We start from the raw sequence: 14,715 nt of genomic DNA, 5'->3' as shown, positions 1-14,715 counted from the left end.
AACTCCAGAGAAAGGAGGGATACAAATGGAAGCGCATTCAACCAATGTGCGGACACTCGCTTGGAAATTAACCGTAACCGTCGTTTTGCTCACGGTTGCGATTACTATGGTACTTCCTTTTTTATGGATGCTCTCCACCTCGTTCAAAAAGCCGATTGAAGTGTTTGCTTACCCGGTCGAGTGGATACCCAAATCGTTTCAATGGAGCAACTATGAAGAGGTGTGGCTGGGCCCCCGTTCTTTCTGGATCTATTACTGGAATTCGCTGAAAGTAACCGGCATTACGGTGATCGGTACGGTGATTGTCAGCTCCGCCGCAGCTTACGGATTTTCGCGCATCCAGTTTAAAGGACGGGACACGGTGTTTATCGTTTTTTTGGCGACGATGATGGTGCCCGATCAAATTACGCTTATTCCCCGGTTTATGCTGTTTAATTGGCTGGGCATCTACAACACCCATCTGTCGCTTATACTTCCGGGTATTTTTACGGCCTTCGGCATTTTTATGCTCCGTCAATTTTATTTGACGGTGCCGGGTGAGTTATCGGAAGCGGCCCGGATGGAGGGAGCGAATCATTTTCGGATCTGGACGCGGATTCTCGTGCCATTGTCGAAGCCAACGCTGGTGTCGCTTGTTATACTCAGCTCCACCTGGAATTGGAACGAATTCGTTAATCCGCTTGTATTTTTGAACAAAAAAGAGCTGTTTACCGTCCCGCTTGGCTTAACCAATTTCATCGACGAGGCGGGTACGGAGTATTCGCTGATGATGGCGGCGGCCGTCAGTTCGATTTTGCCGGTCATGTTGTTGTTCCTTGCATGTCAAAGGTGGTTTATCGAAGGGGTCATATCCAGCGGTGTAAAAGGTTGACGTGCCTGCCGATGGCCGCGCGGGGTTTTCCAACTGCTTCCATACAACGCCGTAGAATGCGCGCATTTGAAAATAATTCCGCTGTCTTGCTCAATATAAACGAAGGGGTGTTTAAAAATGACAAACAAATCAATCGCTTGGATGCTGACGGTACCGCTGCTAACCGGTGTGCTCGCCGGTTGTTCCGGCGGCAATCAGCCTCAGCAGGCTCAGACGGACAGCGGAAAAACCGCTGCTCCGGCAGCTTCGTCCGCGGGTGGAGGAGCCAAAGCCGAGGAACCGGTCACGATTAACTTTTGGGGAGCCATTACGGAAGAGTCCGGTCCGGCCAAAGTGGTTGAGAACTGGAACAAGGCCAATCCGAACATCAAGGTCAACTACAAGCGGTTTGTTAACGACGAGGCCGGCAATACGAAGCTGGAAACGGCGCTGCTGGCCAGCGGCGAAGTGGATGTGTTTATCAGCTACCGGGCGGACAAGGTGATGAAGCGGATCGAATCCGGCATGGCCGAGCCGCTTGATGAGTACATCAAAAAGGACAATTTTAACGTCGAGGAAAATTTCGGCAAGCAGTCGATCGTCAAACCAAACAATAAAACGTACTACATTCCCGCGATCATCTTAAACGATTTTATCACGATCAACAAAAAGTTTCTGGACGACGCCCAGCTGCCGATTCCCAAAGACTGGACATGGGATGAATATAAGGAATACGCCAAGAAATTAAGCAAAGGCGATGGCGCGGGCAAAGTGTGGGGGTCGATGGTCGGCAACGTCCCGAAAGTATACGAATGGATGGATAAAGCGGTCAAAGTGCCGGTTGGCCAAGATGCATTTTATACAAGCGACGGGAAAAGCAACTTCGAGAATCCGGCATTTAAAAAGTACCTCGACGATCAGATCGATTTGCAGAACAAGCTGAAGGTACAGCCTAATTTCGCGGAGGCGAAAGCGACCAAAATGGACGGCAACCAGATGTTTTTATCGGGGAAAGCGGCGATGTTTTGGCAGGGGACGGCAGTTTTGCGCAATATTAAAAATTTGAAAGATTATCCGCACGACTTCGTTACCGCATTTGCTCCCGTGCCCAAGCAGAACAAAGACGACAAATACACGACGGCGGGAACCGGCTATTTGGATTTTGTCTCGATCAATTCACGTTCGAAGGTAAAAGACGCGGCTTGGAAGTTTGTGAAATGGTACGTAACCGAAGGCAATGAACCGATGATCGAAGGCGGGCGGGTGCCTGCATGGAAAAAAGCGGATCCGGAGAAAGTCGTAAAGCTGATCCTTGGAGACAATCCGGAAAAGCTGTTTGACGTCGCTTCGTTTAAATCGGCGCTGATGCTGGATAAGGAATTTATCGTTGATACGAAGTTTACGAGCATGCCGGAAATTCAGAAGATCGTCGAAGAGGAAGGTGAACGTGCCTTCATTGGAGAACAGACTTCGGATCAAGCTGTGAAAAATATGAAAAAAAGGTCCGACGAAGTGTTGGCCAAATCCAAATAACGGAGGTATGACAGATGAGCTCGGATTTGCATGTTGAGGTGGCGGTAATCGGCGGCGGACCCGCCGGAGTGGCGGCGGCCATAGCGGCTGCGCGCGCAGGAGCGAAGACGGTGCTGGTCGAACCGAACTCTTTTCTCGGGGGCGCGGGTACTGCCAGCATGGTTGGCCCTTGGATGACCAACTATTATAAGGATACTCAAGTGATCCGCGGAGTGTTTCAAGACGTCGTGGATGAATTGGTGCATTACGAAGGTTCGACAGGGACGTTGAAATGCCCGTACGACAACCCCGGTGAAACCAAAGGAACGGGTGGGCACATTACGCCATTTGACGCGGAAATTTTGAAATTTGTGCTGAACAAACTGGTCCTGGAATCAGGCTGTATCTTAAAGCTGAACACGTATGTGGACGAAGTGGAGGCGGCCGGCGGCAAAGTAACCTCCGTGGCGCTGCGCAGCAAATCGTCCCGGTCAAGGCTTACCGCCAATATGTTTATCGACTGCACCGGAGACGGCGACATTGCCGTTGCAGCCGGGGCCAAATACGAAATGGGGCGCAAATCGGACGGCTTAACCCAGCCGGTGTCGGCGTTGTTTAAAATGAGCTACATCGATATGGACGCGTTTATCGAATATACGCAAACGCATAAGGATGAGTTCATCTGGGTGTCGTATCCGATTTTGCCTGCCGGGCTGCCGTCTTATTTCTCGGACCGGATGGTTTGCTTAAGCGGCTTCAACCGGCTGATCTCCCAAGGGCAGCAAAGCGGCGAGTTGTATTTGGGACGTGAGCGGATCACGTTGTTCTCCGACTACCGCAAAGGGGATATGCTGTTTAACGCGACGCGGCTGAACAAAATCGACGCGACCAGCAACGAGGATTTGATCCGCGCGGAAATAGATCTGCGTGAGCAGATTATATCGCTGGTGTCTTTTGCCCGGAAATATTTGCCCGGTTTTTCGCAGGCTTCGTTGTCGGGGGCGGCATCGCGGGTCGGAGTCAGGGAAACGCGCCGAATTATGGGCGATTATGTGCTGGATCAGGAGGACGTGCTGCGCGGCCGCAAGTTTGACGACGGCATCGCCAAAGGCTGCTTCCCGGTCGATATTCACAGCCCGCATGACAAAACCAACGTCTGGGTGGAGCTTGACGATGCGTACGATATTCCTTACCGCAGTCTTCTGCCGGAAGGGTTGGAGAACGTCCTGCTCGCAGGCCGGAATATATCGGCAACACATGAAGCGATGGCCTCCTCCAGGGTGCAATCCCACTGCATGGCGATGGGCCAGGCGGCCGGTTTGGCTGCTGCCATGGCTTCGCAGGAGAAGGTAAGCACGCGGGAAATCAGCGTAAGTTCGCTGCAAAAAAATTTACGGGAACAAAACGCCATTGTCGCCGGTGATGTATAATGAATGCATGAAGGGCAGGCCCGTCTTTAGAGGCGGCCACTAAAAAAGTGAACGCTGCATGAGCGAATCATGCTTACGATCGCCAATTGTCCCCGAATTACTTGAATGTACCTACTTGCGGCAGGGGAAATTCGGGGACAAAAGCGAACGCTGGCGCTTCTCCAGCATGATTTCGCTCACTTAAGCTGCTTTTTCAGCGGCCTCCCTTTAGAGACGGGAGCTTTACCCGGTAAATTTTCTCGGATAAAACGGCCGAAGGAGGAAGTTACTCATATGCACATGGAACTGCCAACGCCTTATGTTTATCTCCGGTGGGAGGAGCTTGAGGCAAATGTGAAAGCAATGGCGCAGAGGTTGGCCGAAGCGGGCATCGATCATTGGCCTCACTGCAAAACGCACAAATCGGCGGAACTGGTCCGGCTGCAGCTTGCGCACGGGGCTAAGGGCATTACGGCGGCCAAGTTGTCGGAGGCCGAAGCGATGGCAGACGCCGGGATTACCGATATATTGATCGCATACTCCTTAGTCGGGGAGGAAAAATGGCGGCGGCTCGGAAAACTCGCGGAGCGGGCAAAGGTGCGCACTGTCATCGACAGTTTCCATGTGGCGAGAGGGCTTTCCGAAGCCGGCGCACAATTGGCGAGTCCCATTGAAGCGCTCATCGAAATCGATGGAGGGAGCCACAGGGGAGGCGTGCAGCCCGGGAGCGACGTCGTGCAGTTCGCCCGCGAAGTCCGCGGGCTTCCCGGTATTTCCGTCGTTGGTGTGTTTACCTATGTCGGACAAATCTACGGTTCCAAGTCGAGAGACGAAATTCGCGAGATGGCGCGAATGGAAGCGCGGCTTCTGCTTGACGCGCAGCGGCAGCTGGCGGATGACGGCTTGCCGGTCGCCGTTTTATCGGGCGGCTCTACACCGGCTTCCTTTTACCCCGAGGAGCTGAAGGGGATGACGCAATCACGTGCGGGCAACTATATTTTCGGCGACATGAACGCCGTCGGCGTTGGCGTCATGAAACCCGAGCAATGCGCGCTGCGCATCCGCAGCACGGTAGTCAGCACGCCGCTGCCCGGTTATGCAACGATCGACGCGGGAAGCAAGACGCTGACTACGGACTTGTCCGTGAAAGGTCAAGCCTACGGGTTTCTTCCCGATCTGCCGGCGGCCGAGCTGTATAAATTAAACGAAGAGCATGGGTATATTCGCTACGATCACGGCCAATATACTTTGCAGATAGGCGATCAGGTGGACATCATCCCGAACCACAGCTGCGTCATTCCCAACTTAAATGACGAGATCGCGGTGATGAAGCAAGGGCAGTATTGGAAGCATATCCATATTGATGCGAGAGGCCGGAATTATTAACCGGGACAAAGGCAGGTTGTGCCATGACGGAACATTCGAAACCGTATTCGGAACAGCAAAACCGCAACGCGGAAGCAGCGATGGGGCAAGTATTTCGCTTTTATCGGGAGGCAGAACTGCGCTCCATTGCGGAGCAGCTGCTTCGCTGTCCCAGCGACTATCCCCGCTATGGCGAAGAAGAGGCTGCACGTAAGGTGCAGCAGCTGCTGCAGCAGGAGGGGATCGATGCGCAGCTGCAATACGCAGCACCCGGTCGGCCCAATGTGGTCGCCCGCTTGAAAGGCGCTAAACCGGGTAGAGCGCTGCTGTTTAACGGCCATTTGGATGTTGTGCCGCCGGGAGAAGGCTGGACCGCCGATCCGTACGAACCGGTGATGCGGGACGGCCGTTTGTTCGCCAGAGGGGCGGCCGACATGAAATGCGGCGTCGCTGCCCTGCTTTATACGGCCATATTGTTTCATAGGGCGGGGAATCCTTTTGCCGGGGAACTCATTTTATTGTTTAATGCCGACGAGGAACGCGAAAATGCGGGCATGCTCCGGTTTGTTCAAGACGCTGTCCAGGCTGACGGGGCGCTCATTGCGGAGCCGACCGGTTTGCAGCTTTGCATCGGGCATCGCGGCGTTGCGCGGTACCGGTTAACGGCGCTGGGACAGTCGGCCCATGCGGCATTTGCCGATCATCCGGATAACGCGATCGTCCATATGGCGCGGTTGATCCCCGAGCTGTCGGCGCTGGACGGCGAGCTTCGCCATACACGCCATCCATTGCTGGGCAGCGCTTCGCTCAGCGTTACCCAAATCAGCGGCGGCAGCGCTCCGAATATGATTCCGGATTCATGCGTCGTGGAAATCGACCGCAGATTGCTGCCCGGCGAAACCGAAGAAAACGTGAGGCAGCAGATTGTGGACAGCATCGAGCGTGCGGCCCGGGTTTACTCCGGCACGTTCCGGTATCGATTGGATAACTATTTGTTCCTGCCGGCAAGTTTGACCGAGGAGCATCATGATATTGTAAAGACATTACGTGACGCAATTCAAGAAACAAGCGGCGCCCTACCGATAGTTGAGGCGTTTGGTGCCACTTGCGAAGCCCACTTTTTCGCCAATACGCTGGGGATTCCAACCGTGATCTGCGGGCCCGGGCATTTGGAGCAGGCTCATACGCCGGACGAATATGTCCGCTGGAGCGAGGTGGAGGATGCCGTAAAGTGTTACGCCGGATTATTGGCGCGGTGGTAAGTGGAAGGAGGGGCGCCGGCAGTTCCTAAGAAGGCTCCCCTCTGCACAACCCGCGGTATTCGCTGGCTGTCATCCCTTCATGCTTGCGGAAAATTTTATTGAAATAAGACGGATGGTAGCCGACCAGCTTGGCGATATCGGTGATTTTCGAGTCGGTGGCGCGCAGCAGTTCTTTCGACTTGTCGATTCTCACCTTGGTCAGAAAATCGATAAACGTCGTGCCGACAATATGTTTGAAGCCTTTGCTTAAGCGAACGGGGTGAATGCCCAGCCGGTCCGCACATTCTTCCAGCGAAATATCGTACATATAGCTGCTGCCGATCATGTCCAGCGCATGCTGCACGATGGCTTTTAAGTGAGAATCTTGAGCTTCCGTATATTGCTCGAAAAAAGGATGAAGCACCTTCTCCACAAACCAATGATGAATTTCGTCAGGCTCCCGCTTCTTCAGCAGTTGGTCGAACAAATTTTCCCCCTTAAACAGCTCGTGAGGGCTGAACCCCATCTGAATCGTCGTCTGCAGCATGCTGCCCAGCAAATAAAGCGCAGACTGCTGAAGGGCGAACTCCGTCAGCTTATGCTCCCGTGAATCTTTCAAGAAGCTTTCGACAAGCCGGCATGCTTCTTCTTTGTCGCCGCGCCGCAGCGCTGTATGGATTTCCTTCTCAATCTGAAACGGATAATAAGAAGAACTGCTTGTGCCCGGCAAAAATTCATCCATGTCCAATACCTGGTTGTTCTCCTCCAATATGCGATATTGCAAGGTTTGTCTGACGTCCCGGAGTACGTCCGGAATGTCGCTCATCAAATCGGTCGATTTGCCGATGCTGACCGTAACGTTTAGTTTCAGCAGCGTGTTCAGCGTGGCGGTAATTTGATCGGCCAGCTTGAACAGCTCGCTTTTGCTGGGATACCAGTCTTTTTCTTCGGGAAAGGTGATCAGCAGGCCAATCGTCAAATCCTGAAAGTTGATAACAGCGGGGTTGTCCAGCTTGGCGCCCGCCAGCTCTTCAATAATATTGGCGGCGGCAAACGTAATCAGCTGCCTGTCGTTTTCGGAAAATTTACCCTGCGGACTGGAGATGCCGATGAGCTGCACGACCATAATCGAAAAATACTTGTGCTCGACGTTCCAGCCGAACCGGTTCATCCGGTCGCGAAGTTCTTTTTCTGTGAGCGCATACAAGTGGCCCTGTACGAGCTGCAGCAAAAATCCGTCCCGCAAGCCGGACAACTGCTCTTCGATTTGAATTTGCAAATAATTGCTTTCATCGACCATTTGCTGCCATTGGCTTCTAATATACGAGAGCTCGTCGGCTTCGCCGTCCTGTCTGCCTTTGTTGGATTCCCTGAGCATTTTGACGATGTGATGAATCGGGCTGTACAGCCTCATGGACCCGTACCAGGATAAAAACAATGCGGAGACAATGCCTAATCCGCATACGATCAGAATCATGCGGGACATCAGCAGTACGGGTGAAATCAACTGTTGTACGGGCGTGGCCGTGACGTAGATCCAACGTGTGCCGGCTCGGAAAAACGTATCGTACGAAACCGAATAGTCTTCTTTGTTCCAACCGAGCATAAACGTGTCGGAGTCGCCGCCGCGTTTTAAAATTTCATCACGGAAAAATGTTTCCTGGGCGGTTGCGGACTTTGCCTCATCTATGCCGGTAGTAATCCACTCCCCGTCTTCTTTGACAATAAACGAAGCTCCCTTTTTATTTACTGTCAGTTCGGTGACCATGTCGTTGAACTTGCTTTCGTTCAGTGTAATAATCAGCGCTCCGGCGCCGTTTAAGCGGGGCAAGACGTGAACCAGCGACAGCGCCGGGTCTGCCTTGCGGACGGCGAGTTTCATCCAGAAAATCGACCTTGGCTGCTGCATCAGCTTGCGGTAGCCGAGATTGCGTTCTTCGGTGAGCTGGGTGATGCCCGTTTCCTCGGATATAAGCACGCTTTGTCCGTCCACATACAAATAAACCTGATCGATCAACGTGCTGGATCCCTTGATGATGGCTAGCGACTTGTACAAATCCTGCGTAACCAGAAAGCTTTTGTAGAAATCGACCTCTTTCAGCTTTTCGTTAAACTGGGGATTCAGCACCCATTGCGAAGCGGTCAGCTCGATATGAGCAAGCTGCTCTTCAATACGCCCCCGGTCCTTCTCCAACTGGCTTCGGTGTGTCTGCATCAGCTCGGTTTCAATCTGGCGTGTGCCCAAAAAATAGAAGCTGGCCCCAATCAGGGCAGCCGGTATGCAAGTGATGATGAGCACGATAATTAATATTTTTTTGTATTCATGTCCTCGTCGTGCGGTAATGGTTTGGTTTTGGACGGCCTTGCCTTTCAACAGGATCACCAGCTCTCGTTGCCTTGTACGGTTAAGGTAAACAAAAGACAGAAGCAGGACTTTCCGCGCTGCCGCGCAAGAAATCCGCTTCCATCATTAGAACGCTCCAACTACTATAACTTGCCGGGGCCGGCAGGATCAAGCATTTTGCCAGTCGAGCAGCACGCCCAGCGCTTTGTCTTGCTCCTTCAGCAGCAAGTTGTACCCGGCTTCGGCCTGCTCATAAGGCAGTATGTGTGAAATAAGCGGTTCGATTTTCAGCGCGCCCAGCCCGATTAATTTGAAAATATATCGGCTCAGCGTCATTCGTGAAGGGAATCCTTCCAGGCTCATTAGCGCTTCATATGCGCCGATGAGGTGAACTCCTTTGCGCTGAATGTATTCGTACACGTTCAGGTCGACCATGCCTCTTGTGGAACCAAGTGCGATCACTTGTCCGAGCTGACGCGCCAAATCCAGAGCAGGCACGACCAGCTTTGGGGAGCCGGTCGCTTCGACGACGATATCAGCCTTTTTGCCGCCGGTCAGTTCAAGCACTTGCTCCTGTAGATTGACATCCGGACCCGACAAAATGACGTGTTCAATCCCGCACTGCTTCGCGATCTGCAGCCTGCTTTCGACAACGTCGGCGGCGATGACCGTGGCTCCCATGATGGAATACAGCTGGGCTGCCAAGTTTCCGATCAGTCCCATCCCGATCACCACGGCCGTATCGCCGACACGGATTTTGCTTTGGGCGACCGCCGTCATGCAAATGATCGCCATTTTGACAAATGGAGCATGTTCCGCTTTCACTTGAGCGGGCAGCTTCAACAAGGGTATCGCGCTGCTTGCTGCAGGAACGATGTTGTATTTGGCGTGTTTGCCGGTGGTGAATACTTGATCGCCGATTTGGAACCGGTCGACCTTTGCGCCGACCGCTACAATCTCGCCAACGGAAGTATAACCGGCGTAAAACGGGAACTTGGCGAACGTATTGTTCGGATCGTTGATGCCGACATGGGAACCGCTGTACAATGCCAGCTCTGTGCCTGGACTGATCAGACTGTATAGGGTGCGAATCAGTACGTCATTGTCCGCAAGTTCTCTCTGTATGGGTACAGATTCGATATCAAACGAATAAGGGGCGCGGAATACGACTTTTTTGTTGATGAGATCCATGATGATATTCCCCCTATCATCCTTATTTACTGCGCGACTTCTTATAAGCATCGTTCATTTCCGTCACGTACTTTTGGAAATTGGCGTCGCTTTTCAGTTTGGCGACAAATTGATCCCAAGCTTCGATTGGCTCGGAGCCCATAATCACTTTTGTTTTCAAATCCTGTGATTTTTTGTTGAACTCCGGCATGTATTTATCGCCCGTTTCAGAAATCAGATTGATCGCCGGGTTGCCGATGCTGTATTTCTCCCGTTCATCAAGCGTTTTCTTGTTTCTTTCGTACATGTCCTTCGGAATGCCGGTAGCAAAAGCGCGGATAGCGTATTTGTCGTTGATCGTAAATACTTGTCCCATCGCTTCAAGCGATACGTTATCTTTAAACGCCTGCTCGGTGGAAATCCGCATACCGTCCGCTTCGTTGAAATGAACGCCTTTGATGCCGAAGTTGGCGAGTACGGCAATGTCTTCCGAAGAACCTTTGTCGAACATGCCGATAATTTGCTTCATCTTGGCTTCAGGCACCTTTTTGGAAATGGCGTACATGCCGAAGTGGCTGGAGTCGCGTCCGACAAATTTACCGCCGGGACCTTGAACGTAATCAAGCGGCAGGTAGTCGGCTTTCGGTTCGATTTTTCTCAGGTCGCTCAGCAAAATCCAATCCTGCAGAACCGCAGAGGAGAACATGCCGCCTTTGCCCGCTTTCAGCTGGTCTTTCATCTGGGACAACTTCATGACGGCGAAATCCGGATTGACGAGCCCTTCTTTATACGCGCGGTTCCACCAGAGCAGTGCATCGCGGGTACCCGGCAGCAGATCGGGGTGGGTAATTTTGTCCCCTTCCACTTTCCAGCCGTTGGCGTGGTTAAACGCATCGCGCACCCAACTGAAATATCCCATATTGTCGGCTTCGACGTAACCGATAAAACCGTAAGTGTCCTTTTTGCCGTTGCCGTCGGGATCCTGCTCTGTAAAGGCTTTCATTACGTTGTAAAAGTCGTCGAGCGTCTCCGGCGTTTTCAGTCCCAGTTTATCCAGCCAATCTTTGCGCAGGATCGGCGTGCCGTATTGGCCATCTGTCGGACGGGCACGGGTAATGCCGTACAGTTTACCTTCCACCTTGACGTTTTCCCAGGAGTCTTTCGGGTATGCCATCAGGTTCGGGTAATTTTTGATTTGATCGGTCACATCCCAGAACACGCCTTGGCGAAGCGCCGTTACGACGTTGGGCGCAAACGGATTTTCGATCAGCATCACATCGGGCAAATCCCCCGAAGCAAGCGTCACGTTCATTTTATCCAAATAATTGTTAGGAGACAGCCACGTAATGTTAAGCTTGACGTTCAGCTTTTTCTCCAGCTCAAGCAGCACCGGATTGTCCTTGCCGGGAGGTTCCGCACCGCGGAATGTCGTCATGATGCTCAATTCCAGCGGTTTGCCGGACTGCGGATCTTGTCCGCCTGCGGCAGGCGCGGCTTGTTTGGCAGAGCAAGCTCCCAGCACCGTCGACATCGCCAGCACCGAAGCGAGCAGGGTATAAGCGTTTTTAAAACGTTTCTGTTGATTGTTCATTTCTTTGAGTATCCTCCCTTTAGTTAACATAAGTATATATGCAATCATTCCTTCACGGAACCGACCATGGCCCCTTTGGCAAAATGTTTTTGAAGGAACGGGTACACCATGATAATCGGCAGTGTGGATACAACCACAGCGGCCATCTTTAACGTTTCCGGCGGGATGTTCTGGTCCATCGTCATTTCCACCGCCGTTCCGCCTCCCGCCGAGGTGGACGAGTCGATCAGCATATTTTGCAAATACACCTGCAGCGGCCACATCGCATGATCGTTGATGTATAACACCGCGTTAAAAAAAGTGTTCCAGTAAGCGACCGCATAAAACAGTCCGAATGCCGCCATGGCCGGCAATGAAAGCGGGATAATGATTTTGGTCCACGTCCCGATATCGTTGCAGCCGTCGATGGCGGCCGCCTCCTCCAAGCTCACCGGAATGCTGTCAAAGAAACCTTTCATTAATAGCACATACCATCCGCTGGTCAGCACGGGCAGAATGAGGGAAAAGATGTTGTTGATCAGCCCGAGCTCCCTGACGACCAAATATGGCGGGATAATGCCCGGGTTAAACAAGATCGAGACCATAATGGCGATCATCAGCACCTTGCGTCCGCGCAGCCTTCTTCTTGACAACGTGTAGGACAAAGCCGATGTGACAAGCAGGCTAAGGACGGTGCCGACGGTTGCCAGGAACGTGCTGATCCCGATCGATCTGACAAAAGCGTCCGTCGACAAAATATATTCATAGGAAATCAGGCTCCATTTGGTCGGAAACAGCACGCCGCCGTTTTCCTTGATGTATTCGATCGGATCCGTAAAGGAAACGACAAACACGTAATAAAGCGGAAATAAAGCGGCTAGTCCAACAATAGATAAAATAAAGATATTGACAGTATGGAAAATCCGTTCGTTTAACGAGTGGCTCATCCCGATGTATTCCTCCGAGTAGTGATAATGAGTAAGCTTGTTAAGCAGGTTGTTTGGCTGTGGAGTGCCATCCCTTTCCCGCAATAACCGCCAGCCATGAATAAAGATTCTCAGATCTAAAGATTCTCAGATCTGCTCCGCCGGACAGTTAGTAGACGCCTTCTTGGCCCATACGTTTGGCGAGCCGGTTAGCCCCGATGACCAAGACGAGTCCGACAAACGATTTGAACAGCCCAACCGCCGAGCTGAAGCTGAACTGCCCCTGCTGGATGCCCGTACGGTAGACGAAGGTGTCAAAAACGTCGGCCACTTCCGATACCGCGCCGTTCATCATCAGAAACACCTGTTCAAAGCCGACGTCCATAATGTGGCCGATCTTTAAAATCAGCAATACGATGACCACATTGCTGATCGCCGGGAGCGTAACATGCCATGCTTGGCGCAGCCGGTTGGCCCCGTCCATTTTGGCCGCTTCGTACAGCTGTGGGTCGACGCCGGCGATAGCCGCCAGGAAAATGATCGTGCCCCAGCCAACTTCCTTCCAGATCGACTGCAGCGTCAAAATACCCCAGAATAAGCCGGGTTCGGTCAGGAACCCGATTCGATCGAAACCGTTCTCAACCAGCAGCTTGTTGATGATGCCTTGCGATTGCGATAACAGCAGGAAGCTGATGCCCACAACAATGACCCAGGATAGGAAATGCGGCAAATAAAGAATGGATTGAATCGCTTTTTTAAACGCCATATGCTTGAGCTCATTAAGCAGCAGCGAGAGAATGATCGGCATCGGGAAGAAAAAAACAAGATTCAAGATGTTGATCGCCATCGTATTGCGGAACAGCAGAAAAAAGTCGGGGCTGGAGAAAAAACGCTCAAAATGCTCGAAGCCCACCCACTTGCTTTGAAAAAAGCCGAGATAAGGGGAATAGTCCATAAAGGAAATCGTAACGCCCCACATCGGGATGTATTTGAAAATAAGGAAATAAAGCAGACCCGGTAGAGCGAGCAAATATAAATATTTGTCTCTGAATAGATCTCTCCATAAACTGGACGTCGATTTTTTGGCAGCAATCAATGTGTAAACCTCCATATTCCGATTGTAAAGACCAAGCTGCAGTTGTACTTTGTTTGATGTAACCTTAAAAGTTATATTAAGCTCCGCATGTAATCGGCAAACCGCCGCATCATCTGTCCAGCCGGATAAGTGCCGCTGAAATCCTCAAGGCTTACGTATCCGTCGTATCCAACCGACTTTAAATCTTCAATAACTTGGGTCCAGGGCACAATACCCCGCTGTGTATCGCTCCAAACAGGATTCCATTCCGTTACTCCGCCAGCCGGCACGGCATCACCTGCATGCTTGAGCCAAAAGGCATTTTTAACATGAACGTGAGCCAGATAAGGGCCAAGCAGCTGCATGCCCATGCGGTAATTCTCGTAGCCTTCGATAACCATATTTCCCGGGTCATAAATAACACCCAGCCACTGCGGGTCAAACTTTTCACATAAACGGTAAGCTGCACTGGCGCTGGGGGCTATCGTCTTATGATGGATTTCCATGAGTCCCTTGATGCCGTATTGCTTGCATAACGCAAGCGCTGCGGTTAAATATTCAATCTGCAGGTCAAACAGTTCATGAAAATGCTGGGTCCGGTCGTATAGCGGCGAAGAAAGTCGAATACTCTGCGCGTCTAATGTTTCAGCCAGACTCAGAGCTTTTTTAATTTCACTTAAGTTGCCTAGTCCGTCGTATTTGTAGTAAACCGCCGGGCTGACACTGAGTACGGCGAGCCCGTAATCTTCTGCTGCCTGCCGGAACTGTGTGATATGTGTTTCCTCTTGATCTGGCGAAATCATGCTTAAGTTGTGACGCTGGCACCGTTCCAGGTGGGTTATCTCTTTCAGTGAAGAAGCATCTCCTTGTATGGGGCGAGGCGTCCGCTCTTCACCGGTCTGTGTGAGTTGCTGCGTATGTGAATCTTTCATCCTCCACTCGACGCCTTCGATCCCCGCCGCTTTTGCGGCGGCGGCAAGCTCAGCGGGTGTCAGCTCGGGTGTAACGAAAGAACAAACGGCTAACTTCATTTTTTTCTCCTTTCCGGTAAAATTCCTAGCCACAACATAACGGATGGCCAGAATAGCGGCAATCATACTTTTTTTCCGGAAGGGTGGTACATTTTTTCCTGGATGGATGAAGGGGAGAAAAAGATTGCTAAAGCGGGCTTATCGGCTGTCTGGCGAAAATGGGTTCGCAAGCGGAAGGCAACGTTTGAAAAATGAGGGAATCGGAAGAGAGCTTATTAATGA

The 14,715-nt window shown here is 51.9% G+C and carries 11 protein-coding genes; 5 read left to right on the top strand and 6 right to left on the bottom strand.

All coding sequences use genetic code 11. The features are described from left to right. Positions 1-25 precede the first annotated feature (25 nt). The 5 genes from EYB31_RS31645 to EYB31_RS31625 all read left to right on the top strand — a co-directional run bounded on the left by EYB31_RS31645 (position 26) and on the right by EYB31_RS31625 (position 6,398). On the top strand, positions 26-871 hold the full coding sequence (locus EYB31_RS31645) for a carbohydrate ABC transporter permease (RefSeq protein WP_131017499.1): 846 nt from the start codon (positions 26-28) through the stop codon (positions 869-871). A 117-nt stretch (positions 872-988) separates the two neighbouring features. Further along, positions 989-2,383 (top strand): extracellular solute-binding protein, encoded by a 1,395-nt coding sequence (locus tag EYB31_RS31640; RefSeq protein WP_131017498.1) that lies wholly within the window; start codon positions 989-991, stop codon positions 2,381-2,383. Between the two features lie 14 nt (positions 2,384-2,397). Then, positions 2,398-3,792, top strand: a complete 1,395-nt coding sequence (locus EYB31_RS31635) for an FAD-dependent oxidoreductase (RefSeq protein WP_131017497.1) — start codon at positions 2,398-2,400, stop codon at positions 3,790-3,792. 273 nt (positions 3,793-4,065) lie between these two features. Beyond that, positions 4,066-5,157 carry an alanine racemase gene (locus EYB31_RS31630; protein WP_240763085.1) on the top strand — a complete coding sequence of 364 codons (1,092 nt, stop codon included), beginning with the start codon at positions 4,066-4,068 and terminating at the stop codon, positions 5,155-5,157. A gap of 23 nt (positions 5,158-5,180) precedes the next feature. Next, positions 5,181-6,398 carry a M20 family metallopeptidase gene (locus EYB31_RS31625; RefSeq protein WP_206105512.1) on the top strand — a complete coding sequence of 406 codons (1,218 nt, stop codon included), beginning with the start codon at positions 5,181-5,183 and terminating at the stop codon, positions 6,396-6,398. A gap of 25 nt (positions 6,399-6,423) precedes the next feature. On the opposite strand, the gene EYB31_RS31620 is transcribed toward EYB31_RS31625, so the two are convergent. The 6 genes from EYB31_RS31620 to EYB31_RS31595 all read right to left on the bottom strand — a co-directional run bounded on the left by EYB31_RS31620 (position 6,424) and on the right by EYB31_RS31595 (position 14,493). Beyond that, positions 6,424-8,760, bottom strand: a complete 2,337-nt coding sequence (locus EYB31_RS31620; protein ID WP_131017496.1) for a helix-turn-helix domain-containing protein — start codon at positions 8,758-8,760, stop codon at positions 6,424-6,426. 129 nt (positions 8,761-8,889) lie between these two features. Then, positions 8,890-9,912, bottom strand: a complete 1,023-nt coding sequence (locus EYB31_RS31615) for a zinc-dependent alcohol dehydrogenase (RefSeq protein WP_165452715.1) — start codon at positions 9,910-9,912, stop codon at positions 8,890-8,892. 22 nt (positions 9,913-9,934) lie between these two features. After that, positions 9,935-11,482: an extracellular solute-binding protein gene (locus EYB31_RS31610; protein ID WP_131017494.1), complete on the bottom strand. Its 1,548-nt coding sequence runs from the start codon at positions 11,480-11,482 to the stop codon at positions 9,935-9,937. A gap of 44 nt (positions 11,483-11,526) precedes the next feature. Further along, positions 11,527-12,408, bottom strand: coding sequence for a carbohydrate ABC transporter permease (locus tag EYB31_RS31605; protein WP_131017493.1), 882 nt, complete (start codon positions 12,406-12,408; stop codon positions 11,527-11,529). Between the two features lie 148 nt (positions 12,409-12,556). Continuing rightward, positions 12,557-13,498 (bottom strand): ABC transporter permease, encoded by a 942-nt coding sequence (locus EYB31_RS31600; protein ID WP_131017492.1) that lies wholly within the window; start codon positions 13,496-13,498, stop codon positions 12,557-12,559. A 56-nt stretch (positions 13,499-13,554) separates the two neighbouring features. Beyond that, a complete protein-coding gene (locus tag EYB31_RS31595; RefSeq protein ID WP_131017491.1) occupies positions 13,555-14,493 on the bottom strand; it encodes a sugar phosphate isomerase/epimerase family protein in 939 nt (312 codons plus the stop codon). Positions 14,494-14,715: the final 222 nt, after the last annotated feature.

Source organism: Paenibacillus thalictri (genome assembly GCF_004307995.1).
Classification (GTDB): Bacteria; Bacillota; Bacilli; order Paenibacillales; family NBRC-103111; genus Paenibacillus_AF; species Paenibacillus_AF thalictri.
Note: the sequence above shows the minus strand (reverse complement) of the source record. Positions and strands in the feature narration are given on the sequence as shown.